Origin of the sequence: Streptomyces sp. NPDC048258 (assembly GCF_043201995.1) — a bacterium.
Classification (GTDB): domain Bacteria; phylum Actinomycetota; class Actinomycetes; order Streptomycetales; family Streptomycetaceae; genus Streptomyces.
Genome location: NZ_JBICZH010000003.1, coordinates 121,096 through 145,814 on the forward strand (window position 1 = coordinate 121,096; position 24,719 = coordinate 145,814).

The 24,719-nt window shown below is 76.3% G+C and carries 12 protein-coding genes; 9 read left to right on the forward strand and 3 right to left on the reverse strand.

Annotation, left to right across the window (positions count from 1 at the left end; all coding sequences use genetic code 11):
• Positions 1 to 29: 29 nt before the first annotated feature.
• The gene (locus tag ACGFYQ_RS07925; protein ID WP_393741132.1) at positions 30 to 1,211 is read left to right on the forward strand and encodes an oxygenase MpaB family protein; all 1,182 of its coding nucleotides are present in this window, start codon (positions 30 to 32) and stop codon (positions 1,209 to 1,211) included.
• 72 nt (positions 1,212 to 1,283) lie between these two features.
• Positions 1,284 to 2,864 carry a molybdopterin-dependent oxidoreductase gene (locus ACGFYQ_RS07930; protein ID WP_393741134.1) on the forward strand — a complete coding sequence of 527 codons (1,581 nt, stop codon included), beginning with the start codon at positions 1,284 to 1,286 and terminating at the stop codon, positions 2,862 to 2,864.
• A gap of 148 nt (positions 2,865 to 3,012) precedes the next feature.
• Here the strand turns inward: ACGFYQ_RS07930 and ACGFYQ_RS07935 are convergent, their stop codons facing one another.
• The 3 genes from ACGFYQ_RS07935 to ACGFYQ_RS07945 form a co-directional block, all read right to left on the reverse strand.
• Positions 3,013 to 4,278: a cytochrome P450 gene (locus tag ACGFYQ_RS07935; RefSeq protein WP_393741136.1), complete on the reverse strand. Its 1,266-nt coding sequence runs from the start codon at positions 4,276 to 4,278 to the stop codon at positions 3,013 to 3,015.
• An 82-nt stretch (positions 4,279 to 4,360) separates the two neighbouring features.
• Positions 4,361 to 5,644: a putative Ig domain-containing protein gene (locus tag ACGFYQ_RS07940; RefSeq protein WP_393741138.1), complete on the reverse strand. Its 1,284-nt coding sequence runs from the start codon at positions 5,642 to 5,644 to the stop codon at positions 4,361 to 4,363.
• Between the two features lie 89 nt (positions 5,645 to 5,733).
• A complete protein-coding gene (locus tag ACGFYQ_RS07945) occupies positions 5,734 to 6,627 on the reverse strand; it encodes a LysR family transcriptional regulator (RefSeq protein WP_393741140.1) in 894 nt (297 codons plus the stop codon).
• 504 nt (positions 6,628 to 7,131) lie between these two features.
• Here ACGFYQ_RS07945 and ACGFYQ_RS07950 point away from each other — a divergent pair.
• The 7 genes from ACGFYQ_RS07950 to ACGFYQ_RS07980 are packed head-to-tail and all read left to right on the forward strand — an operon-like array spanning position 7,132 to position 24,705.
• Positions 7,132 to 14,700 (forward strand): SDR family NAD(P)-dependent oxidoreductase, encoded by a 7,569-nt coding sequence (locus ACGFYQ_RS07950; protein ID WP_393741142.1) that lies wholly within the window; start codon positions 7,132 to 7,134, stop codon positions 14,698 to 14,700.
• Positions 14,693 to 19,417, forward strand: coding sequence for a beta-ketoacyl synthase N-terminal-like domain-containing protein (locus tag ACGFYQ_RS07955; protein WP_393741144.1), 4,725 nt, complete (start codon positions 14,693 to 14,695; stop codon positions 19,415 to 19,417). Before ACGFYQ_RS07950 ends, ACGFYQ_RS07955 begins: the two co-directional genes overlap by 8 nt.
• Positions 19,407 to 19,733, forward strand: a complete 327-nt coding sequence (locus ACGFYQ_RS07960) for an acyl carrier protein (RefSeq protein ID WP_393741146.1) — start codon at positions 19,407 to 19,409, stop codon at positions 19,731 to 19,733. Before ACGFYQ_RS07955 ends, ACGFYQ_RS07960 begins: the two co-directional genes overlap by 11 nt.
• 7 nt (positions 19,734 to 19,740) lie before the next feature.
• A complete protein-coding gene (locus tag ACGFYQ_RS07965; RefSeq protein ID WP_393741148.1) occupies positions 19,741 to 20,589 on the forward strand; it encodes an alpha/beta fold hydrolase in 849 nt (282 codons plus the stop codon).
• Entirely contained in the window at positions 20,586 to 21,746 is a 1,161-nt protein-coding gene (locus ACGFYQ_RS07970) for a glycosyltransferase (RefSeq protein ID WP_393741150.1), read from the forward strand. The genes ACGFYQ_RS07965 and ACGFYQ_RS07970 overlap by 4 nt, the downstream gene beginning before the upstream one ends.
• Positions 21,743 to 23,602, forward strand: coding sequence for a methyltransferase domain-containing protein (locus ACGFYQ_RS07975; protein ID WP_393741152.1), 1,860 nt, complete (start codon positions 21,743 to 21,745; stop codon positions 23,600 to 23,602). Before ACGFYQ_RS07970 ends, ACGFYQ_RS07975 begins: the two co-directional genes overlap by 4 nt.
• Positions 23,599 to 24,705: a galactokinase gene (locus tag ACGFYQ_RS07980; RefSeq protein WP_393741154.1), complete on the forward strand. Its 1,107-nt coding sequence runs from the start codon at positions 23,599 to 23,601 to the stop codon at positions 24,703 to 24,705. The genes ACGFYQ_RS07975 and ACGFYQ_RS07980 overlap by 4 nt, the downstream gene beginning before the upstream one ends.
• The last annotated feature ends 14 nt before the right edge of the window (positions 24,706 to 24,719 follow it).

Here is a 24,719-nt window from a genome sequence, read left to right on the forward strand (position 1 = left end):
ACCCGAAGAACACGAGAAGGACGACCGAAGTGAACACCACCAAGAGCGCCTCGCCGAAGACCCGTTACGACGATGCCGCACTCGACGCCCTGCGCACCCAGGGGGATCCGCTCGCCGACGAGACCGTCGCCGAGATGTTCCGCCGCAAGGAGGTCGGCGACCTCAACACCCTGATGCGGTTCTTCACCACCGCCGGGGACAAGCTGCCCGAGCAGCTCCCGGAGTCCGCGCGCGCCTATTTCGAGGCGACCGCCATGCCGCCGAGCTGGGTGGACTGGGACGTCATGGAGCAGGCCCGGCTGTTCTTCATGGACAACGCGGCCCACATCAACACCGGCCTGTCCTTCGCGGCGATGCCCGCGACCTACGCCATTCCCCGGCTCTCCAGGCTGCTCTCCTCGACGCACTCCCTCGCGTACCCCTCGCGGCGGATGGCCAACACCGGACAGTTCGTCACCTACCTCATGCAGACCAACTCCTTCGCGGAGGGCAGCAAGTTCATCCCGGCCGCGCAGAAGGTGCGGCTGCTGCACGCCGCGGTCCGCCACCACCTTCGCCACGGCGGCCACTGGGACATCGAGGAGGACGGACTGCCCATCTGCCAGGAGGACATGATCGGAGGGCAGATCTGCTTCTCGCTCCTGGTGCTCGACGCCATGCACCAGCTCGGCATCCACATGAGCGAAGAGGGCGCGGAGGCCTACTTCTACGCCTGGCGGGTCGTGGGTTACATGCTGGGCTGCGACATGTCGGCGGTGCCGGAGAACCTCACCGAGGCCCGCGACTACCTCGATCTCTACCTCCTGCGCAACCTCGGCCCCTCGCCCGAGGGGGTCCGCCTCAACGGCCAGCTGATGCGGATGTACGAGGACGTGGTACCCGGCACGTTCTTCGACCCGATGGTGCCCGCCACCGTCCGCTACCTCGTCGGCGACACCATCGGCGACTGGCTGGAGATCCCGCGCACCCCCTGGGACACGGCCGCCAAGGCCGTGCCCGTGTTCCTGGGCCTGCTGGAGACGATCGAGGACAGCAGCCCGTACGCGGAATGGGCGCTCGACAAGGCGGGCTCGCTGCTCTCCGGCCTCGAACTGTCCGCGCTGACCCGGGGCCGGGTCATGCACCACGCCATCCCGGAGGAGCTGAAGGACGAGTACGGGGTGAAGCCGCCGCGCACCGGGCGCTGGGTGCCGCCGGCACCGGTGCACTGACCGGCGCCGCCGGCCCGGCAAAGGTGCGCGGCACGGTGCGCGGCTCCGGCGGGGTCGGGTCACACTGACCGTGTGACAGGAGACCAGAGGCGTCGGCGTCGGGTGCTCGGAGCGGTCAGCGGGGTGGTGGCCGCCGCCGCGGGGCTGGCCCTGGCCGAGCTGGCCGCGGCCGTCGTCCGGCCCGAGTCCTCCCCGGTCACGGCGGTCGGGGCGGCCGTGATCGACCGTACGCCCGCGGCCCTCAAGGAGTGGGCGATCCAGCAGTTCGGCACCGCGGACAAGCTGGTGCTGACGCTCGGCATCGTCGCCGTCCTGGGCGTGGTCGCCGTCGCGGCCGGGATGCTCGCCGTCCGCCGTCTCCCCGCCGGGATGGCCGTCGCCGCCTGTTTCGGGTTGCTGGGGGCGGCGGCCGCGCTCAGCCGGCCGGCGGCGTCCTGGCGGGACGCGCTGCCGTCGCTGGTGGCCGGGGCGGCCGCGGCCGGAGTGCTGTACCTGCTGGTCACGGCGGTGAGACGGCCCCGGCCGGCCGGGACTCCGCCCGGCGGCGCCTGGGCGATGGACCGCCGGGGCTTCGGCCGGCTGGTCACCGCCACCCTGGCGGTCTCCGCCGTGGCCGCATTCGCCGGACGGCGCCTCGGCGCCCACGGCTCCGCCGGAGCGACCGCCTCCCGGGCCCGCTTCCGTCTCCCCCGGCCCGCCGTGCCCGCGCCGCCGGTGCCCGCCGGAGCGGATCTCCGGGTGCCCGGAGTCGGCCCCTTCGTCACCCCCAACCGGGACTTCTACCGCGTGGACACCGCCCTGGTCGTACCGCGCGTGGACTCGGACACCTGGCGGCTGCGCATCCACGGGGAAGGGGTGGGCAGGCCGCTGACCCTCGATCTGCGGGAGCTGCTCGCCCGCCCCCTGGTCGAGCACGACATCACCCTCTGTTGTGTGTCCAACGAGGTCGGGGGCCCGTACGCGGGCAACGCCCGCTGGCTCGGCGTCCGTCTCGCCGACCTGCTCCGCGAGGCCGGGGTCCGGCCGCCGTCCCAGGGCGGTCCGGCCGACCAGCTGGTGTCGCGCTCGGTGGACGGCATGACGATCGGCACGCCCGTCGAGACCGTCATGGACGGCCGGGACGCGCTGCTGGCCGTCGGGATGAACGGTGAACCGCTGCCCTTCGCGCACGGCTTCCCGGTCCGGATGGTCGTACCGGGCCTGTACGGGTACGTCTCCGCCTGCAAATGGCTCACCGAGCTGCGCCTGACCACGTTCGCCGCGTACGACGCGTACTGGGTGCGCCGGTCCTGGGCGGCGATGGGCCCGGTCAAGACGCAGTCGCGGATCGACACCCCGCGCCCGTCCGCGACGCTCGTGCCGGGCCCGGTGGCGGTCGCCGGCGTCGCGTGGGCGCAGCACCGCGGGATCACGCGGGTGGAGGTACGGGTGGACGGCGGCCCCTGGCAGGAGGCTCGGCTGGGGGCCTCGGACGGCGACGACACCTGGCGCCAGTGGGTGTGGCCGTGGCAGGCGACGGCCGGCCGGCACACCCTGGAGGTCCGCGCCACGGACCGCACCGGCATTCCCCAGACGGGGGAACGCACCGGAACCCTGCCCGACGGGGCGACCGGCTGGCACGCGGTGACGGTACGCGTCGGGGCGGGTGTGTGAGCCGTGGAGCTGACCGGTACACCGTTCCTCGTCACACTGATCGCCGTCACCGCTCGCCGTGCTCGTCGCGCTGCGGCGGGTCCCACTCGAAGCTCGCCGACCAGGTCACTCTGGGCCGGCTGAGCACGGAGCTCTCGCCGCCGGCCTCCTAGGAATCGGCCAGGCGGACCGGCAGGGACTGGACGTTGTTGCTGATGAAGCTGCGCTGATACGGGAGTCCGGCCTCGGGGACCGCGAGACGGAGGTCGGGGAAGCGGGTGAAGAGGCGCTCCAGCGCGATCGTGGCCTCCAGCCGGGCGAGCGGGGCGCCCATGCAGTAGTGGGCGCCGTGGCCGAAGGAGAGGTTGCGGGCGGCCGTGGGACGGGTGATGTCGAAGCGGTCGGCGTCCGGGCCGTGGAAGGCCTCGTCGCGTCCGGCCGCGGTGTATCCGGCGAGCACCGGGGTGCCCTGCGGGATCACGGTGCCGTCGACGGTCAGGTCGCGCGTGGGGTAGCGGAAGGGGAACCAGCTGACCGGGCCGTCCCAGCGCAGGGTCTCGTCCACCACGTCCGACCAGGTGGCCTTGCCGTCCAGGACCAGGGCGAGCTGGTCGCGGTGGGCGCACAGGGCGCGGACGGCGTTGGTGATGAGGTTGAGCGTGGTCTCGTGGCCCGCGACGAGCATCAGCCGCATGGTGCCGATGAGTTCGGCCTCGCTGAGCCGGTCTCCGTCGTCCTCGCGGGCGGCGATCAGGGCGCTGGTGAGGTCCTCGCCTGGGGTCTCCCGCCGGGCGGCCGCGATGGTGCCGATCAGGGCGACGAGCTCCTGGAGGGCGGCCATCTTCTCGGCCGGGGTGATGTCGGTCGCGATGATGACCGTGTTGGTCAGGTGGTGCAGTCGGCCCCGGTGCTCGGGGTCCACGCCGAGCAGCTCGCAGATGACGTTCATCGGGAGCGGGAGCGCGAAGTGCGCGTACAGGTCGGCGACCCCGTCCGGGGCTTCGGCCGCGGCCCGGCCGAGGTCGTCGAGGAGCTCGGCGGTCAGCTCCTCGACGCGCGGCCGCAGCCGTTCGACCTGGCGGGCCGTGAAGGCCTTGCCGACCAGGGAGCGGAGGCGGCGGTGGTCGGCGTCGTCGGCGGTGTGCATGCCCTGGGCGTTGGCGAAGACCCGCAGCGGCCAGTCCGGGGGGATGGTGCCGTCGTGCAGGGACGGGAAGTGCCGCGCGTCCTTGGCCACGTCGGGGTGGGCGAGGAACTCCTTCAGCGCGTCGTGCCCGAGGACGACCGCCCCGGGCACTCCCCCGGGCAGTACGACCTCCGCCACGGCGCCCCGGGCGCGCAGCCTGGCGTTGAGGGCGTGCGGGCAGCCGCCGGCGGGGTCGATCACGTGCGGGGTGTCCGAGGCGTGCGGGACGGATGAAGTGTGGGACGACAAGCCGGATCTCCTGACCTGATGAACGGTGCTCGGTCAACAGTGCGACCTGGGGGGCGGGTTGTACAAGCCCGCCCCGCCGGTCTCAGAACCAGTTGACGGTCAGCGCGAAGACCGTACCGGCGGTGGCCCCGGCGGAGTCGGTGGAGGTGGCGGTGACCTGGACCGTGCCGCTGCCCCAGGGCTTGCCGGTGACCCGTCCAGTGGCACTGTCGAGCGTCAGTCCCCACGGCAGGCCGGTGGCCGCGTACCGGACGGGGGGCTTTCCGCCGGTGGCCCTGAGCTGGATGGTGCAGGACTGGTTGAACTTGCAGGTCTGCGGGCCGGGGTTGGGGAGCTTCAGATCCCCGGGAGTGGGAGTCGGGGTCGGGGTCGGGGTCGGAGTCGGGGTCGGAGTCGGCGTCGGCGTGGTGCCGCAGCCCGGCGTGGCCTCCGGCGGCAGGGGCACCCGCCAGATCTGGGTGTCGTTCTCCGACCCGACGAGCAGGCTCGCGCAGTCGGCGTACGTCACCGTCTCGCCCTGCGACTGGGCGGGCAGGGCGACGTCCGCGAGCTTGACCCCCGAGGTGTCGTACACGGAGGCCGTGTTGGCTCCGAGCGGCCCGCCGCTGCGCAGGGTGTACGAGGCTCCCGTCGGCGAGAACGCCCCGTCGGTGGCGAACACCGGGCCCGGCCGGACCGCGGTGAGGGTGTTGACCTGTCCGGTCAGCGGCGGCAGCGGCGCCTGGTACAACTGGCCGGCCGCGCCGATGACCTTGCTCGCGATGTGGAGCCGTCCGGTGACGGGGTCGGCGAGCAGGGATTCGGCGTCGTGCCTGCCGTCGGCGTAGGCGAACCGGTACGTCACCGGCGCCACCGTGGCGTCGGCGAGCTGCGCGGGCTCGGCGAAGCTGTGCACGGTGATCTCCGCGCGGCCGCTGAAGTTGTCCCCGATGTCGCCGACCAGGATCGTGGGACCGCCCGCGGCGTCCTTGCCGATCGCCAGTCCCTCCCAGTCGGTGTTGCCGACGCCGGAGACGGTGAACGTGGCCGCGAGCCGGCCGGTGGCGGTGGTGCAGTCGATCGCGAAGACCTGGTTGGTGTTCCCGCTGTCGTTGACGGCGTAGAAGACGCCCGGGTGGCGGCGGCTCATGGCGAGGCCGCTGAGTTCGGCCAGGCCGCCGGGGAGGGTGCACTTCTTCTCCGGCGCCAGGGAGCCGACGGCCGAGGAGGCCGGAACGACCGAGGGGGCTGGCGCGACCGAGGAGGGCGTGGCCGAGGAGGCGGGCGAGGCGGTGGCGCTGGCCATCCAGGCCACCGCGGGCAGGAGCGTGGCGAGGGCCGCGGTCGCGAGGGCGGCGGCCCGTGGGGTTGTCAGGAGTCGGGACATGCACACCATGTGATGTCACGTCAGTTCGTGGTACCAGACCCCATCACCTCCCGTTCGAGCATCGTTCAATGCCGAGCCGGCATGTCTGGTCAGCGCACCGGTTCCCGTACGGGCGCCGTGCGGCCCGCGTGCGCGATGAACGCGCGGGCCGCGCGGCTCAGCGGCCGCCGGGCGTGCGCGATGCCCACCGGGCGCAGCAGGGGCGGCGTGAAGGAGCGGATCTCCGCCCTGCTGCCGAAGGCCCTCGCCACCACGTCGCGGTACCAGATGAGGGAGCCGCGGCCGTCGGTCACGCCGGTGACCCAGGCCAGGCGTTCGTCGACCTCCAGGGAGGGCACGGGCCGCACGCCCAGACAGCTGAACATGGCCTCCATCTCGGTGCGCCGGCCGGTTCCGGGGGTGGGCAGCACCATCGGCAGTCCGTCGAGCATGCGAAACGGCAGCGGGTCGGGCAGCCGGGAGCCGATCGGCGAGATCAGCACCACCTCGCGCTCCTGGATGTGGTGGGTGGAGAGCTCCTTGTCGACGGGCAGGTCGACGAGGGCCAACTCGGAGCGCCCCTGGTTGAGTTCCTGGACCAGCGCCTCCCGGCTGTCGTGCTGCTGGATCCTGACGTCCACGCCGGGATGCTTCTCGGTGAAGGCCGTGACCAGGTCGGTGGCCAGGTCGAGGGCGAGGGTGGGCGTGGTGACGAGGGTCAGGACCGCCCGGGTGTCCTTGCCGTGGGGGGTCCCGATGTCGTCGATGGCCTCGACCGCGTTGAGCACGGTGCGGGCCAGCCGGACGACCCGGGCTCCCTCCGGTGTGAGATCCACCCCCCTTCCCCGGCGGGCGAGAAGTTCGACACCGAGGTCGCGTTCCATGGCCTGCACGGCCCGGGACAGCGCGGACTGGGCGACGAAGACGGCGGCGGCCGCTCCGGTGATGGACCGGCAGTCGGCGACGGCGACGAGGTAGCGGAGTTGCGCGAGCGTGGGGGTCATGACCGGACGGTAACCGCGCGAGGTTGCACCCGTAAGGGCCGCCGGGTGAACAACTGCCCGACCGGGAAAGGGCGTTTATGCCGGGTCGGCGGCAAGACATGCCGGTGCGGCATGTACCCGGGGGCGTGTCGTACGCCGGCCCGCGCGCCGGGGGTGGTCCGCCCGGCGGGAATCACCGCAGGCCACCGGCGCGGGGAGCGCGTTCAGCGGGTCGGTCCGGGGCGCGTTCCGAGTGGGCCGAACGCGCCGCGGGTGCGAAACGACGCACTCCGCATGCCTGTTGACAGTGCACGGCTGCCCCCGCACGATGCATCCCGGTGTCGGGCCGTTTGACCACTGTTCAAGCCCACCGCACCGGCGGCGGACCGCCCGCCGCCGGTGCGGAACGCCGTGAGCGCCGCCGCAGACTAACCACCCGTACCGCGGGGCCCATCGCCCGCCGCACTCCCCCGTTCTTCCGCTCTGTACTGAGCCATGTCACACAGCACTGGAAGAGGAGCGCCCGTGACCCCCCAGCCTCCGCAGTCCGCCACCCGCGACCTGGTCGTCGCGGTGAGCCCGTTCGAGGAGCCCCACCCCCGGATCGTGACCGCCGCCGAGCGCGCCGGGGCCCTCGGGCTGCTCGACCTCGGCCGGGACCCGGACGCCGCCCGCCGCGCCTTCACGGAACTGGCCCGCCGGCTCGGCGGCGACCGCCGCTACGGTGTGCGGGTGCCCGCGGGCTGCCCGCTCGGGCCCGAGGAGCTGCCGGCCGCGGTGGACACCGTGCTGCTCGCGGACCCCGCGTCGCACACCCCGGAGCGGCTGGCCGACTGGGCGGCCGCCGCCGGCCGGCCCCGGGTGTGGGCCGAGGTCACCAGCCCGGCGGAGGCCGCGGGCGCCGTGGCCGCCGGGGCGGCCGCACTCGTCGCCAAGGGCCACGAGGCCGGCGGCCGGGTGGGCACGGCCACCACCTTCGTGCTGCTCCAGCAGCTGCTCGCGGACCCCGCGGCCGGGGTGCCCGTACTGGCCCAGGGCGGGATCGGGCCGCACACGGCGGCCGCGGCCGTCGCCGGCGGGGCCGCCGGGGTCCTGCTCGACGTCCAACTCGCCCTGACGGCCGAGGGCGAGGCGGCCCTGCCCGCCGAAGTGGCGGCGGCACTGCGGGCGATGGACGGCTCCGAGACCCGGCTGGCCGACGGGCACCGGGTGTTCGCGCGTCCGGACCTGACCCCGCCCGAGGGACCGGTGCCCGCCCTGCTGGGCGCCCGGGACCTGCGGGCGCAACTGCTTCCCGTCGGACAGGATGGGGCCTCGGCCGCCCGGCTGGCCGCACGCCACCGGAGCACGGGCGGGGTGCTCCAGGCCGTACGGGCGGCCGTCGCCGGGCATCTGGCGGCCGCCGTACGGGCCCGTCCCCTCGGGCGGACTCCGGGGCGGCCACTGCCCGTCGCCCAGGGCCCCATGACCCGGGTGAGCGACCAGGCGGCCTTCGCCGAGGCGGTGGCCGCCGAGGGCGGGGTCCCGTACCTGGCGCTCGCCGTGATGGAGGGCCCGGACGTACGCCGGCTCCTGGCCGACTGCGCCGAGCGGCTCGGGGAACGCCCCTGGGGCGTGGGCCTGCTCGGCTTCGCCCCGGCGGCGCTGCGGCGGGAGCAGCTGGCGGCCGTGGCCGAGGCGCGACCGCCGTACGCGATCATCGCCGGCGGCACCCCGGCGCAGGCCGCGCCCCTGGAGGCGGCCGGGATCCGGACCCATCTGCACGTGCCCTCGCCGGGGCTGCTGGAGCGGTATCTCGCCGAGGGGGCACGCCGGTTCGTGTTCGAGGGACTGGAGTGCGGCGGGCACGTCGGGCCGCGCGCCTCGTTCCCGCTGTGGGAGGAGCAGATCGAACGGCTGCTGTCCTGCTCCGAACCGGAGGCCCTGGACGTCCTGTTCGCGGGCGGGATCCACGACGAGCGCTCCGCCGCCATGGCGGCGGCGGCCGCCGCCCCGCTGGCCGAGCGGGGCGCGCGGATCGGGGTGCTGATGGGCACCGCGTACCTGTTCACCGAGGAGGCCGTGGCGGCGGGCGCGGTCCTGCCCGGGTTCCAGCGGGCGGCCGTGGAGTGCGCGGACACCGTACTGCTGCGGACCGCGCCCGGCCACGCCACCCGCTGCGCGCCCACCCCGTACGCCGAGACCTTCGAAGCGACTCGGCGCCGGCTCACGCGGAGCGGCGCCGAGCCGCGCGAGGTGTGGGAGGAGCTGGAACGGCTCAACCTGGGGCGGCTGCGGATCGCCAGCAAGGGGCTGCGGCGGGCCGCCGACGGCTCCGACCTGGAGCCCGTGGAGGTGGAACAGCAGTACGCCGAGGGGTTGTTCATGCTCGGACAGGCCGCCACCCTGCGCACGGAGACGACCACGGTCGCCGCGCTGCACGCGCAGGTCACCGACGGGGCCACCGCGCTGCTGGAACGCCGGGCCCGGGACGTCGCCGCCCCGGCGGAGCCACCGGCGGGCGATCCGCTCGACATCGCCATCGTCGGGATGGCCTGCGCCTACCCCGGCGCGCCCGACCTCGCCGCCTACTGGGCGCGGATCCTGGCCGGCGCGGACGCGGTGACCGAGGTGCCGGCCGAGCGCTGGGACCCGGAGCTCTACTACGACGCCGACCCGGCCCGGGCCGGCGAGCGCACCCCCTCCCGCTGGGGCGGCTTCCTCGGCCCGGTGCCCTTCGACGCCCTCGCGCACGGCATCCCGCCCGCCTCCCTGGCCGGGATCGAGCCGGTGCAGCTGCTGGCCCTGGAGATCTCCGCGCGGGCCCTCGGGGACGCGGGCTACGGCAAGGAGCGGGAGTTCGACCGCGCCCGGACCTCGGTGGTCTTCGGCGCGGAGGCCGGTACCGAACTGGCGGGCGCGTACGGGCTGCGCGCACTGATCCCCGCCTATCTGGGCGGCCTCCCTCCCGCCTTGGACGAACAGCTGCCGCGCCTCACCGAGGACTCCTTCCCCGGCATCCTCGCCAACGTGATCGCGGGCCGGGTCGCCAACCGGCTCGACCTCGGCGGCGCGAACTGCACGGTCGACGCCGCCTGTGCTTCCTCCCTCGCCGCTCTGGACCTCGCCTGCCGCCAACTCCGCGACGGAGACAGCGACATGGTCGTCTGCGGGGGCGCCGACGTGCACAACGGCATCAACGACTACCTGATGTTCTCCTCCGTCCGCGCCCTGTCGCCCGGCGGCCGCTGCCGGCCCTTCGACGCGGCGGCCGACGGGATCGCGCTCGGCGAGGGCGTGGGCGCGCTGGTGCTGAAGCGGCTCGCGGACGCGGAGCGGGACGGCGACCGGGTGTACGCGGTGGTCAAGGCGGTCGGCGCGTCCAGCGACGGCCGGTCCCTGGGTCTGACCGCGCCCCGGCCGGAAGGCCAGCGGCGGGCGCTGGAACGGGCCTACGCGCGGGCCGGCGTCTCCCCGGGCGAGGTGGGGCTGGTCGAGGCGCACGGCACCGGCACGGTGGTCGGCGACAGTACCGAACTGGCGGTGCTGAGCGAGCTGTTCACCGCGTCGGGAGCCGCCGCCGGCTCGTGTGCGCTGGGCTCCGTGAAATCGCAGCTCGGCCACACCAAGTGCGCGGCGGGGCTCGCCGGGCTGATCAAGGCGGCCCGTGCGGTCCACGCGGGCGTCCGTCCGCCGACCCTGCACATCACCTCGCCGAACCCGGCCTGGCAGGCCGAGACCAGCCCCTTCTCCTTCGATACCGAGGCCCGGCCCTGGGCGGTGCCCCCGGAGCGGCGGATCGCCGGGGTGAGCGCCTTCGGCTTCGGCGGCACCAACTACCACGCGGTGCTCGCCGGTTATGAGGGCTCCGAGGAGCCACGCCACGGCCTGGAGGAGTGGCCGGCCGAGCTGTTCTGCTTCCGCGGCGAGGACCGGCGGGCGGCGGGCAGGGCGATGGCGCGGCTCGCGGCCCGGCTGGTGGAGAACGACGCGGCGGGGCGGCCGTGGGCGCTGCGCGACCTCGCGGCGGAGGCCGCCGCCGGCTCCGGCCCGGTCCGGGTGGCCGTCGTCGCCGCCGACCTGGACGAACTGGCGGCCCGGCTGGAGCGGGCCCGGGCCTTCACTCCGGGCACGGGGGTCCACGTACGGGAGGAGTCGGCGGATCCGGGGCGCGTCGCGTTCCTGTTCCCCGGGCAGGGCAGCCAGCGCACGGGAATGCTGGGTGAGTTGTTCATGGCGTTCCCCGCGCTGCGCGGGCTCCTGGACGCGGCGCCGGCGTCCGTGGTCTCGGCGGTGTTCCCTCCGACGGCGTTCACCGCCGAGGGGCGGGCCGCGCAGCGGGCGGCGGTCACCGACACCCGGGTGGCCCAGCCGGCCCTCGGGCTGGCCGGAGCTGCGGCCCACCTGCTGCTCACCGGGCTCGGCGTACGGCCCGACAGCGTGGCCGGGCACTCGTACGGGGAGCTCACCGCGCTGTGGGCCGCGGGGGCCTACGACACGGCGGACCTGCTGCGGCTGAGCGCGCGCCGGGCCGGGGCGATCGTGGCCGCCGCCGGGGAGGATCCGGGGTCGATGGCGGCGGTGTCGGCCGCGCCGGAGGAGGTGCGGGAGATCGCCGCGCGCGCCGGGTGCGTGGTGGCGAACCACAACGCCCCCCGGCAGTGCGTGATCTCGGGCCCGACGGCGGCCGTCTCCGCGGCGGTGTCGGCGCTGCGCGAGGCGGGCCTGTCGGCCGAACCGCTGCCGGTGGCCTGCGCGTTCCACAGCGAGGTGGTGGCGGGGGCGACGACCGCGCTCGCGGCGGAACTGGCGGCGACGGCGGTGTCCGCACCGCGCGTTCCCGTCTGGTCGAACACGACGGCGGGCCCGTATCCGGCCACCGCCGAGGAGGTACGTGGCCTTGCCGCACGCCAGCTCGCGGAGCCGGTCCGCTTCGTGGAGCAGGTGGAGGCCATGTACGCGGCCGGTGTGCGGACCTTCGTGGAGGCGGGGCCCGGCCGGGTCCTGTCCGGTCTGACCGGCCGGATCCTGCGCGACCGGCCGCACACGGTCGTCCCGCTGGACGTGCCGGGCGAGCACGGCCTGGTCCGGCTGGTCACGGCGCTGGCGGAACTGGCGGCGGCGGGCGTGCCGGTGGCGCCGGAGGCGCTGTTCCGCGGCCGGACCTCCGCCCTCCCGGACCGGGCGCCGGGGCGCCCGGGCTGGCTGGTGGACGGCCACCTGGTGCGCACCGCCGACGGCACCCCGGTGGCAGGAGGCCTCCAACCGCCCCGCCGATTGCCTCCGGCGGAGGCCGCGGGTCTGCCTCCGGCTTCGGCCGCCGGGGTCAGCGCTGCCGCCGGGGGCGGGGCCGCCGCGCCCGGTGCCGGGGCCGGTGCTGGCGCCGGTTCGGGTCCGGCTTCGGTTCCGCCCGCCAGTGCCCACGGCCGGGCCGGTACCGGTGGCGGCGCCGGCGCCGGTTGGGGTCCGGCGCCGGTTCCGCCCGCCAGTGCCCACGGCGGGGCCGGTACCGGTGCCGGTACCAGTGGCGGGGCCGGCGCCGCTGCCAGTGCCGGTTCACGTCCGGCTCCGGCTCCGGGTCCGGTTCCGGCCGCCGGTGCGGGTGCCGGTGCCGGGTCACGTCCGGCTCCGGTTCTTCCGACCGCCGACCGGCGTGACGAGGCGGTGCTGGAGTACCTCCGAGGCACCCGCGAACTGGTCGAGGCGCAGCGGGCCGTCTTGCTGGGCTACCTCGGCACCGTGGCGCCCGCTCCGTGGCAGAGCCGGGCCGCGGGCGAGCAACTGACGCCCCTCGCCGCACCGGCACCGGCTCCCGCCTTCGGCGGCGGACCCCTGCCCGGGGACACGTCGACCCTGCCCACCCCCTGGGCGCTGGCGGAGACCCCCGGCATACCCAACGGCTCGGGACCCGCCCCCTGGGCACCGGCCGGCACCAGCGACCCCATCCGGCCGGGAGCGTGGCCGGGCACCCCTGCCGACGGCCAGGCCCCGGTCGGCACCGCCGGAATGCCCGGCGGCTCCGGGCACACCCCCTGGGCACCAGCCGGCACCCACGCCCCGAGCCGGCCAGGAGCGTGGCCGGGCACCCCTGCCGACGGCCAGGCCCCGGTCGGCACCCCCGGCATACCCGGCGGCTCGGGACCCGCCCCCTGGGCACCAGCCGGCACCGGCGACCCGAGCCGGCCAGGCACCCCTGCCGACGGCCAGGTCCCGGTCGGCACCCCCGGCATACCCAACGGCTCGGGACCCGCCCCCTGGGCACCAGCCGGCACCCACGCCCCGAGCCGGCCAGGAGCGGGGCCGGGGGGCCAGGCCGACGGCCTGGTTCCCGTGGGCGCGGGCGCCGGCACTCCGCGGGCAGGCGGGGCGCGCTCCGCCGAGGAGGTCATGGACGTCGTCCTGGAGATCGTGCACACGCGGACCGGGTACCCCCGGGACATGCTCGACCCCGGGCTGGACCTGGAGGCGGACCTGTCCATCGACTCCATCAAGCGGGTCGAGATCATCGGCGCCCTGGCCGACCGCATCGGTCTGCCCCGGGACGCGGGCGGATCCGCCGAGTCCGCGGTCGAGGAGCTGTCCCGGATCAAGACCCTGCGCGGGATCGTGGACTGGGTCACCTCCCACGCGGCGCCGACCGAGCCGTCACCCGACCCCGGCCCCGGCCCCGACCCGATGCCCGCCCCCGCCCCGTCCCCGGCCCCCGTCCGCCGGCTTCGGGTGGACCTGCTGCCCGTACCGGCGGCCGACGGTGACCCGGAGACCCTCCGCGGCCTGCGGATCGGGGTCGTCGAGGACGGCCAGGGCGTCGCGCTCGCCCTGGGCGCGGCCCTCGGCACGCGGGGCGCCGAGGTGAAGGTCCTGTCCGAGGCCGAGGCCGGGTTCGACGGCATCGTCGATCTGTCCGCACTGCGGTCGGGGGTCGAGCCCCTGCTCCCCGGGGCCTTCCCGGCGCTGCGGCGCACCCTGACCGGCGGGGTGCGGCGGCTGCTCCTCGTCACCGCGCCCGGCACCCCCGGCGCCGGCCTGCACGGTTTCGCCCGTAGCGCGGCCCTCGAATTCCCCGGCACGCTGATCCGCGCGGTGGACATCCACCCCAAGGAGGACCCGGAGCGGATCGCCGCGCAGCTGCTCGCCGAGCTGAGCTGCCCGTCGGCCGACGGCCCCGCCTCCGTCGGGTACACGGCGGAGGGAACCCGCGTCACCCGCGGCCCGGTGTCCGCGCCGCTCGCCCCGGCCGCAGACGGGCCGGACGGGCCGCCCCTCGGCCCCGGCTCCGTGGTCCTGCTCACGGGCGGGGCCCGCGGGATCACCGCCCGCACCGCCCTGGCCCTGGCCCGCACCACCGGCTGCCACGTCGAGCTGGTCGGCCGTACGCCCGAACCGGCCCCCGGAGGCGATGAGTTCAGCCAGGCCCACGACCGGGTGGCCCTGCGCGCCGCGCTGATCGCCACGGGACTCCGTACGCCCGCCGAGATCGAGGCGGCGGCCTCACGGATCCTCGCCGAGCGCGAGGTGCGGGCCACGCTGGCCGCCCTCGCCACGGCGGCGGCCTCCGTCCGCTACCACTGCGCCGACGTCACCGACGCCGGAGCCGTACAGGCCGTCGTGGCCGATGTGCGCGCCCGGCACGGCCGGCTGGACGGCATCGTGCACGGCGCCGGCGTCCTGCGCGACGGCCTGCTGCGCGACAAGCAACCGGCCGACTTCGCCGAGGTGTTCACCACCAAGGTGGCCGGCGCCCGCCACCTGGCCGCCGCGGCCGCCGAGCACGGCGCGGCGCCCGCGCCCCGCTTCCTGGCCCTGTTCGGCAGTGTCGCCGGGGTGTACGGAAACCGCGGCCAGTGCGACTACGCCGCGGCCAACGACGCCCTCGACGGCCTGGCGCACACCTGGGCGGAGTCGTTCCCGGGCCGGGTGCTGGCCGTGGACTGGGGCCCCTGGGCGGCGGAGGCGGGCGGGATGGTCACGCCGGAGCTGGAGCGCGCGTACGCCCGCCGCGGTATCCCGCTCATCGGCGCCGAGGCGGGCACCGCCGCGTTCCTCGCCGAACTCGCGTACGGAACCGACGTACAGGTGGTCCTTATGGCGGAGGAGGGCCGCGGCGATGAGTGAGCGGCAGCGGCGCGGTCCGCGGCCGACGGACGCGGCGATCGTCGGGATGGGCGCGGTGTTCCCCGGGGCCGCCGATCTGGCCGCCTACCGGAGCAATCTGGTCGCCGGTACGGACTCGATCGGCGACGTCCCGCCGGGGCGCTGGGATCCCGAGGTGTACTACGACCCCGACGGCGCCACCGGCCCCGCGTCCGGCGACCGGTTCTACTGCCGGCGCGGAGGCTTCGTCGACGGCCTGGCCGCCTTCGACCCGACCCGCTTCGGGATCATGCCGGCCGCCGTGGAGGGGGCCGAGCCGGATCAGATGCTGGCCCTGCACGCGACGGCCGAGGCCATCGCGGACGCGGGCGGCGAGGACCGGCTGCCGGCCGACCGCTCCCGGATCGGGGTGGTGCTGGGCCGCGGCGGGTTCATGGGGGTGGCCACCGCCCGACTGGACCAACGGGTGCGTACCGCCCACCAGTTGGCGCAGACACTGCGGGAACTGGCGCCGGAGCTCGGGGAGCGGCGGATCGCGGAGGTGCGGTCGGCCTTCCAGGACGCGCTGGGGCCGGAGCGGCCGGACGCGTCGATCGGCCTGGTACCGAGCTTCACCGCCGCCCGGACCGCGAACCGGCTGGACTTCCGCGGCCCCGCCTACACCCTGGACGCGGCCTGCGCCTCCTCGCTGCTCGCGGTGGACCAGGCGGTGGGGCTGCTGGCGGGCGGACGCTGCGACGCGGTGGTCGCGGGCGCCGTGCACCACTGCCACATCGCGACGCTGTGGAGCGTGTTCACGCAGCTGCGGGCGCTGAGCCCCAGTGAGCGGATCCGGCCCTTCGACCGGCGGGCCGACGGGACCCTGCTCTCCGAGGGCACCGGGGTGGTACTGCTGAAGCGGCTGGCGGACGCGGAGCGGGACGGCGACCGCGTCTACGCGGTGATCCGGGGGACGGGTGTGGCCGGGGACGGCCGGGCGGCGAGCCTGATGAGCCCCCTGGTCGCGGGCCAGGTACGGGCACTGGAGCGGGCCTGGCGGGAGGCCGGCCTGGATCCCCGGGCGCCGGGCGCGCTGGGGCTGCTGGAGGCCCACGGCACCGGGACGCCCGTGGGGGACGCGGCCGAACTCGACACCCTGGCCCAGGTGTTCGGACCGGCTGAGGGCTCCGGCCCGGGGGTCGGCTTCGGCTCCGTCAAGTCGATGCTCGGGCACACCATGCAGGCCTCCGGCATGGCCGGGCTGATCAAGGCCGCGCTGGCGGTGTACGAGGGGGTGCTGCCGCCGACGCTGCACCTGGAGGAGCCGCACCGGGACCTGGCCCGGACCCGGATGCGGCCGGTGACGGCGGCGGAGCCGTGGGAGCGCGGGCCGGAGCCCCGCCGCGCGGGCGTCAACGCGTTCGGCTTCGGCGGGATCAACGCGCACGTGGTGCTGGAGGAGTCTCCGGCGGCCGCGCGCCCGGCGGCGCCGGCCCGCCGGTTCCTGCCGCTGGGCGGCTCGGCCGTGCCGCTGGGGGCCGTGGGGGCGGCCGCGCGGGGCGACGTACTCCTGCTGGGCGCGGACAGTCCTGCGGAGCTGTCGGCCCGGCTGGCGACGGGCTCGCCGGTGTCCGGCGGCGAAGGGCCCTGCCGGCTCGCGGTGTTCGGGCCGACACCGCAGCGGCTCGCACTGGCCGCGAAGGTGGTGGCGCGCGGCCGGGCCTGGCGGGGGCGCGGGGACGTGTGGTTCACACCGGAACCGCTGGGCGGCCGGGTGGCGTTCCTCTTCCCGGGCCTGGAGCCGGAGTTCGCCCCCGTGCTGGACGACGTGGCGGACCGGCTCGGGACGGCCCGGCCCCGGCTCACCCGGGGCGCGTCCCTGGTGGAACGGGCCCTGGACGCGATCGCGACGGGCCGCTTCTTCGCCCGGGTCATGCCCGCGCTCGGCGTCGAGGCCGATGTGCTGGCGGGCCACAGCCTGGGCGAGTGGGCGGCGATGGTCGCCGCCGGAATGTATCCGCAGGAAGCGGCCGACACCTTCCTGGACGGGCTGCGGCCGTCGGACCTGCTGGTCCCCGATCTCGTGTACGCGGCGCTGGGCTGCGGTGCGCACCGGGCGGAGGCGGCACTGCACGGCCTGGACCGGGTGGTGGTCAGCCACGACAACTGCCCTCACCAGTCGGTGATATGCGGGGAGCCGGACCAAGTCGCCGCCGCGGTCGACAGGTTGCGCGCCGACGGGGTGCTCGGCCAGGAACTGCCGTTCCGTTCGGGCTTCCACACCCCGATGTGGGAGCCGTACCTGGGCCAGGTCCGCGCCGCCTTCGGCCGGCTGCCGCTGCGGCCCGGATCCCTGCCGGTCTGGTCGGCCACCACCTGCGCGCCGTTCCCCGGCGGGGCGCGGGACGTACGGGACCTGGTGGTCCGCCACCTCCTGGAGCCGGTCCGCTTCCGCGAACTGACGCTGCGGCTGTACGAGGAGGAGGGCGTGCGCGGCTTCGTCACGCTGGGCCCGGGCAGCCTGCCGGGCTTCGTGGAGGACACCCTGCGCGAACGCCCCCACCTCTCGGTGTCCACCTCCTCCCCCCGGCTCCCGGGCCTGGCGGCGCTGGAGCGCACCTGCGCGGCTCTCTGGGCCGAGGGACACGCACCGCGCTGGGACCTGCTGTCGGACGCGGCCGGGTCGGCGTCGGCGCGGCCGGGGCCCGGTGCCGTCACGGGCCCCGCCCCCGCGCCGACCGGGGCGGGGCGAACCGTGACCTTGGAGCTGGGTTCGCCCCTGGTCCGCCTGGGCGAAGCAGCGCGGGGCTCCCTGCGCGGCCTGTGGCCCACGCCGCCACCAGCTCCGCCTGTCCTGCCTGCCGCGCCTGTCCCGCCTGTCCCGCCCGTCCCGCCTGCCGCGCCTGCCGCGCCTGTCCCGCCTGCCCACGGCGAGCCCGTCAGCCCCCGCCCGGTGCTGCTTTCCGCGCTGGACACCGTCCTGGCCGACACCCGCTCGGCGGCGCGTACGGTCACCGAGGCCTGGTCGGCCGTACCGCGGCCAGGCCCCGGGGGGCCCACGGACACCGTGGGCGGGCCCGGTGCGGGGCAGCGCCCCAACGGTTCGGGAGGGACCGCGGGGAAGGACACCCTGCGCTGCTCGCTCGCCGCGCTGCCCTACGTACGGGACCACTGCGTGTACCTCCAGCCGGACGGCTGGCCGGAGGAGTCCGACCGGTTCCCCGTCGTGCCCATGACCACCATGCTGGAGCTGGCCGCCGAGGCCGCGCTGCGCTACGCCCCGCCCGGTCTCGCCGTCATCGGCTACGAGGACGTACGGGCCCTGCGCTGGCTGGCCGTCGAACCGGCGCTCGACGTCGAGGTCACCGTCCGCGGCGACGGGCCCGGCCGGTCGCGTGTCGTCCTCGGGGAGTTCGCCTCGGTGGTCGTACTGCTCGGCGAGCGGTACGGGCAGCCGCCCGCGCCCGACACCACGCCCCTGCGCGACCCCGGCCCGGCCCCCGTCAGCGCCGAGGCGCTCTACCGCGACCGGTGGATGTTCCACGGCCCGCGTTTCGCAGGGGTGCACGAGGTGCGGACCGTCGGCCAGGACGGCATCCAGGGCGTGCTGCGGGCGCTCCCCGACCCGGGGGCGCTGCTCGACGCCGCGGGTCAGCTGTTCGGTCACTGGATGCAGCTGCGTCTCCCGGTGGACCGGCTGGTGTTCCCGGCCACCGTCGACCGCGTCCGCTTCTCCGGCCCCCCGCCGGCCCCGGGCGAGCTGGTCGACGCGACGGCCCGGATCCGGGAGGTACGGGACGTCACCGTGCGCGGTGACCTCGAACTGCGTCGTACCACGGGCGAGGTGTGGGCCCGGATCGAGGGCTGGACGTACCGCCGGTTCGGCGCCGACGAGCGGGTCTGGCCGATGAAGTTCACCCCGGAGGTGTGCGGCATCGGCGAGCCCCGGCCCGAGGGCTGGTGCCTGGCCCGCCGCCGCTGGACCGACCCCGCCTCGCAGGAGCTGGTGATGCGCCGCTACCTCGGCGCCGCAGAACGGGCCGCGTACGAACGGCTGTCGCCGCGGGCCCGGGCGCCCTGGCTGCTGGGCCGGATCGCCGCCAAGGACGCGCTGCGCGGGCTGCTGTGGGACGCCGGGGCCGGGCCGGTGTTCCCGGTGGAGGTGCCTGTCGGCAACGATCCCGCGGGCCGGCCCGTGGCCGAGGGCCCGCTCACCCGCGGCTACCGGTTGTCGATCGCCCACAAGGACCGGATCGCGGTCGCCCTCGCCCACCCTTCCGACGCGGTCGGCATCGACGTGGAGCCGGTGACCGCCGACCCGGACGCGCTGGTCCGCATCGCCCTCGGACCGGAGGAACTCCGCCTCGCCGAGCGGCTGGCCGCCTGCGAGGGCACCGGCCTGCCGGCCGCGCTCACCGCCCTGTGGTGCGCGAAGGAGGCCGCCGCCAAGGCGGCGGGCAGCGGGCTCGGCGGCCGGCCGCGCGACTGGCGGGTGTCCGGTGACCCGGACACCGGCGCGCTGCTGGTGCGTTCCCCCGACGGGCATCCGTACCCGGTCCGCACCACCCGTGTCCCCACCGATCCGTCCACCGATCCGTCCGCCTGTCCGCCCGTCGATCAGCCCTCCGACCGGCCCGCCGATCGGCCCGCCGATCGGCCCGCCCTCACGCCGCTCGACCACGTCGTCGCCTGGACCGCCCACGGCGCGGCGCCGTCCCCCGTCCCCTTCCACCTCACGGAGACCCGTCATGGCACCTGACATCCTCGCCGAGATCACCGGAATGCTCGTGGAGATCGTCGGCGACGAGTACCTGCTCGCGGAGGAGGTCACGATGAAGACGACGTTCAACGAGGACCTCGCCCTGGAGAGCATCGAGTTCGTCGCCCTCGCCGAGCTGCTCCACCACCGCTACGGCGCCGAGGTGGACCTGATGGGCTTCCTGGCGGAGAAGGACATGGACGCCATCCTGGCCATGTCGGTCGGTGAACTCGTCACCCACATCGGCCGGATCACGCACGCCTCCCTCGCCCGGACGGCAGCCTCCCCGGCCGCCCCGGCCGCTTCCGCCGGCTGAGCCCGCCATGGCCGTCGTCCCCGCCAACTCCCTGCGCTTCCACGTCCAACGGCTCCCGGCCACCGCCGGGGCCGCCCGCCCCGACCGGCCCGTGGTGGTCTTCCTGCACGGCCTGGTCGTCGACAACCTGTCCTCTTTCTACTGTCCCCTGGCCGTGCCGGTGGCCCGGTCCGGGCACGAGGCCGTCCTCTACGACCTGCGCGGCCACGGCCGTACCGAACGGCCCCCGACCGGCTACGACGGACGCACCGCCGTACGGGACCTCTTCGCGCTGCTCGGCGCGCTGGACCTCGGGCAGCGCCCGGTGCACCTGGTCGGCAACAGCTACGGCGGGACCCTCGCGGTGCACGCCGCCCTGGCCCGGCCCGACCTCGTCGCCGGTCTCACCCTCCTCGAACCCCCGCTCGGCGGCGCCTGGGTGGAGAACATGGTCGACACCCTGTCGGCCGCCGCGCTCAGCCTGGAGGACAGCCCGGTGCCCGCCGAGCTGCTCACCCTGCGCCTGCGCAAGGCCGCTCATCTCACCGCCATCGCCGACGACCTGCTCAACCGCACCTCGCTCATCGACGACATCGCCGCGAGCCGCACCTTCACCGCGGCCGACTTCGCGCGACTGCGCTGCCCGGTGCTGGTCGTCTGCGGAGAGCACTCCGAACTGGTGCCGGGCGCCCGGGAACTGGTCCGCCACGCGCCGCACGGCACGCTGCGGATCCTGCCGGGTCTCGGCCACGACGTCCTCAAGGAGAGCAGCGGGGCCCTGCGGGAGACCGTGCTCGCCCATCTCGACGCGACGGCCGCGACAGCCGCGACATCGGCGGTGGCGGCGGTGCCGCGGGCGGGAGCGCTGGTCCCATGAGGGTGCTCTTCACGGTGCCGCCGCTGGCGGGGCACGTCAATCCGACCGTGGCCGTCGGGGCCGAACTGGCCGCCCGCGGACATGAGGTCGCCTGGACCGGACCGGCCGCGGTGCTGGCCCGGCTGCTGCCGCCGTCGGCCCGGATCCTGCCCGCCGGCGAGGAGGCGGGCGGCGGCTACGCGACGCTGCACGAGCGCTGGCGCGATCTGCGCGGGGTGGGGGCGCTGCGGTTCCTGTGGGAGGAGGCGCTGGTGCCGCTGGCCCGGGCGATGGTCCCGGGGGTGACCCGGGCCGTCCACGAGTTCGTGCCCGACCTGCTGGTCGCCGACCAGCAGGCCCTGGCCGGGCCGCTGGTGGCCCGACGGCTCGGCCTCCCGTGGGCGACGTCCGCCAGTACCTCGGCCGAACTCACCCGCCCCTTCGCGGACTTCCCGAAGGTCGGGGAATGGGTGGCCGGGCAGATCTCCGGCCTGCTCGCGGAGTTCGGGCCGGAGGGACCGGACTGGGACCCGCGGTTCTCGGACCGGCTCGTACTGGTCTTCTCCACTCCCGAACTCGTGGGGGCGCGGGACTGCTTCCCGCCGCACTACGCCTTCGTCGGCCCGGCCTTCGGGGCCCGGCCTGCCGCCCCCGGATTCCCCTGGCAGCGCCTGGATCCGGCCCGGCGGCGGGTGCTGGTGTCGCTGGGCACCCTCAACCAGGAGGCCGGCGGCCGGTTCTACGCGGCGGTGCTGGGCGCCGCCGAACGCCTCGCCGAGGAGGTGCAGTTGGTACTGGCGGCACCGGCCGCGCTGGTCGGGTCCGCACCGGGACACCTGCTGCTGCAGGAGAGGGTCCCGCAGCTGGAGCTGCTGCCGCACCTGGACGCGGTGGTCTGCCACGGCGGCCACAACACCGTCTGCGAGGCCCTCGCGTACGGGCTGCCGCTGGTGGTCGCGCCGATCCGGGACGACCAGCCGATCGTGGCCCGGCAGGTCGTCGAGGCCGGGGCCGGGGTGCGGGTGCGGTTCGGCAGGACCCGGGCCGAGGAACTGCGCGACGCGCTCACGGCCGTGCTGGACGACCCCGGCCACCGCCGGTCCGCCCGGCGGATCCAGGCCTCATTCGCCGCGGCGGGCGGAGCCGCCGCCGCGGCCGACCGGTTGGAGAAGATATGACGCCACCCCCGATCACCCGGGTCCGGTGGACCTCCGCGGTGGTGCTGGCCGCGCTCGGCGCGGGCACCGTGCGGGCCGGCCGCCGGCTGCGGGCGATCCCCGTGCTGCCCGCGGTCCCGCCCGGCGCGGCCGGGGTGCCGCGGGCCGCCGGGTGGCGGCTCCTCACCGCCCGAGGGGTGGAGCCCGACGCGGTCACCTTCCTCGCCGCCTGCGCGCACGCCGACCGGGAGGGGCTGCGGGTACTGGACCTGCTGCCGGCCGACCTGGCCACCGAGCGGGCCCTGGGGCTGCTGCGTCTCGTCGACCCGGGCCGCTACCGCCAGGACCGGCTCGGCGAAGGGCGCGGCGCGGGATTCGCCGTGCTGGTCGCCGAGGAGGTGCTCGACCGGGCCGGGGTGGAACCGGGCGGGCCGCGCCCCGGTCCGGCGGAACTCCTCGCGCTCACCCGCCGTTTGAAGGAGTACGCCGCCGGGGCCACGGGCCTGGCCATCGCCCCCGCGCTGAGCTGCGGACCGCAGACCGAGGCGACCGGGCCCGCCCGGGCCGCCGAGCTGCGGGCCCAGGGGCTGCCGGCCGGGGCGCTGGCCGCGGCCCAGCTCTCCGGGCTGGCCCTGCTGGCGGGCGTCGCGCTGCGCCAGGGCCGGTGGGGCGTCGCCGCGGCCGGGCTGTACTGGCTCCAGCCGTACCTCGCCCTCGGCGGGCCCGGCTCCCCGCTGCGGCCCGCCGATCTGGCCGGGGCCACCGCCGCCCGGCCGCTGCGCTCCCTCGGCGCTGCCCTGCGTACGGCCGCGGCGGTCGCCCGTACCCGGTCCGGCGAACCGGACACCGACCGGGCCGCCGCGTACCAGGCGGACCTGGCGGCGGGCACCGGGCGCTTCCTCGAACCGCGCCGCCCGGACTGCCCGTGGTGCGGCTCCCCCCGGCTCACCGTCCGGGTCCGGGTGCCCGACCTGCTCCAGGGCAAGCCCGGCCGGTTCACCCTGGAGCAGTGCGGGGACTGCGGGCACGTCTTCCAGAATCCCCGGCTGAGCCCGCAGGGGCTGGAGTTCTACTACCGCGACTTCTACGACGGGCGCGGCGGCGAGGGCGCGGGCACGGTCTTCGGCCGGCTCGGCCCCGCCTACCGGGCGCGCGCCCGGATGCTGCTGCCGCACACGGAGCCCTCGTCCTGGCTCGACGTGGGCACCGGGCACGGCCACTTCTGCAACGCGGCGCGGGCCGTCTGGCCGCGGACCCGGTTCGACGGGCTCGACATGGGCGACGGGGTGCGTGCGGCCGAGCGCCGCGGCTGGGTGGGGACCGGGTACCAGGGCCAGTTCCCCGAGTTCGCGTCGAAGCTGGCGGGCCAGTACGAGGTGGTCAGCATGTACCACTACCTGGAGCACACCCGGGAGCCGCTGGCCGAACTGGACGCGGCGGCCGCCGTCCTCGCCCCCGGCGGGTACCTGACGATCGAGGTCCCCGACCCGGAGTCGCGCATGGCCCGGCTCCTCGGGCCGGCGTGGCTGCCGTGGTTCCAGCCGCAGCACCAGCACCTGGTGCCGGCCGCGAACCTGCGCGAGGCGCTGGCCGACCGGGGGTTCACCGTGCTCACCGAGGAGCACGGCCCGGCCCACCAGGGCAACGACTTCTTCGGCGCGGTGGCCCTCACCGCGACGCGGCTGGCCCCGGACCCGGACCGCCCGTGGGGCCCGCCGCCCACGCCCCGCGCCCGGGCCCGTGCCCACGCGGTACGGGCGGTGTCGCTCCCGTTCTTCGCCGGCGCGGCGGTGCTCGACGCCCTGCGCACGGCGGCCGCCCGCACCACGGACGGCGGCAACGCCTACCGCCTCCTGGCCCGCAAGGACGCCCGATGACGGCCCCCGAAGCCTCCGGTGCCCGCGCGACGGCAACGGCCCCGCCCGAGGCCGCCGGCTCGCGCACCGCACCAGGCGCCCCGGCCGACGCCACCCGCCCCGGCACCGCAGGAGCCACCGCCCCGGCCGGAGGCGACCTGGCCCGCCGAGCCATCACCGCTCCCGCCGGAGGCCGGCCCGGGGCCGCCGCCCCCACGGCCGACCCCGCCGGAGGCGACCTGGCCCGGCGGGCCACCGCCGATCCGCTCTTCCGCCTCGTCGCCTACGCCCTGGAGGCCGCGCACGGTCGGGCCCCGGTCGCCGTGTGGAGCGCCCCGTACGCCTTCCACCTGGGGTCCCCGGGACTGGTCGCGGCGGCGGGCTGGCCCACGGCCGCCGCGGCGGCACCCCGCACCGACGGCCTGGTGCGGCTCAGCTCGCTGGGCCACCCCGCGGACAGCTGCGATCTGCCGCTGACCCTGTCCGGGCCGCCGCCCGCGGCCCCCGCGTGGGCGGTCCGGCCGTACGCCGTGCTGCGGGCGCTGGCCCGGGCCGGCTTCGGCCGCGGCGGAACCGACCTGCACGTGCAGGGCTCGCTCACGGCGGCCGCCGGGCTGGCCACGGCGGAGCCCGCCGACTGCGCGGTGGCGCTCGCGGTGGCCGACGTGCACACGGAGCCGGGCGAACGGCCCGACCGCGCGCACCTGGCCCGGCTGCTGGCCGCCGCGCTGCCGGACGGGGACGGCGCCCTGCGGCGGGCGGTGCTCTTCGCCCGTCCCGGCGAGGCCCTGCTGCTGGGCGCCGGACCCCGACCGCAGCGGTACGTCCCCTTCGACCCGGCCGCCTCGGGAGCGCGGCTGGTGCTCGTCGCCGTACGCGGCGACCACGGGAGCGCGGACCGGGCGGCGGAGCTGGCGCGGGCCGTGGCCTGCGCCCGCCGGGCGGGGGCACTGAGCGCCTGGCCGCCCGGACCGGAGCCGGGGCGGAGCGTGCTGGTGCTGCTGCCCGAGGCCCGGCTGACGGCGGTGCGGGCCGCGGTCGCGGAGGAGTTCCGCCACCGCGGGCGGCCCGTACCGCGGTTCCTGAACATCGGCGTGGCCGGTGCGGCCCGGCGCGAGGAATGACACCACCTACGAGG

Excerpts from the sequence above, each read along its gene's own strand:
- ACGFYQ_RS07975 (WP_393741152.1), top strand. The coding sequence starts at position 21,743 with ATGACGCCACCCCCGATCACCCGGGTCCGGTGGACCTCCGCGGTGGTG.
- ACGFYQ_RS07960 (WP_393741146.1), top strand. The coding sequence starts at position 19,407 with ATGGCACCTGACATCCTCGCCGAGATCACCGGAATGCTCGTGGAGATC.
- ACGFYQ_RS07955 (WP_393741144.1), top strand. The coding sequence starts at position 14,693 with ATGAGTGAGCGGCAGCGGCGCGGTCCGCGGCCGACGGACGCGGCGATC.
- ACGFYQ_RS07965 (WP_393741148.1), top strand. The coding sequence starts at position 19,741 with ATGGCCGTCGTCCCCGCCAACTCCCTGCGCTTCCACGTCCAACGGCTC.
- ACGFYQ_RS07970 (WP_393741150.1), top strand. The coding sequence starts at position 20,586 with ATGAGGGTGCTCTTCACGGTGCCGCCGCTGGCGGGGCACGTCAATCCG.
- ACGFYQ_RS07945 (WP_393741140.1), bottom strand. The coding sequence starts at position 6,627 with ATGACCCCCACGCTCGCGCAACTCCGCTACCTCGTCGCCGTCGCCGAC.
- ACGFYQ_RS07940 (WP_393741138.1), bottom strand. The coding sequence starts at position 5,644 with ATGTCCCGACTCCTGACAACCCCACGGGCCGCCGCCCTCGCGACCGCG.
- ACGFYQ_RS07980 (WP_393741154.1), top strand. The coding sequence starts at position 23,599 with ATGACGGCCCCCGAAGCCTCCGGTGCCCGCGCGACGGCAACGGCCCCG.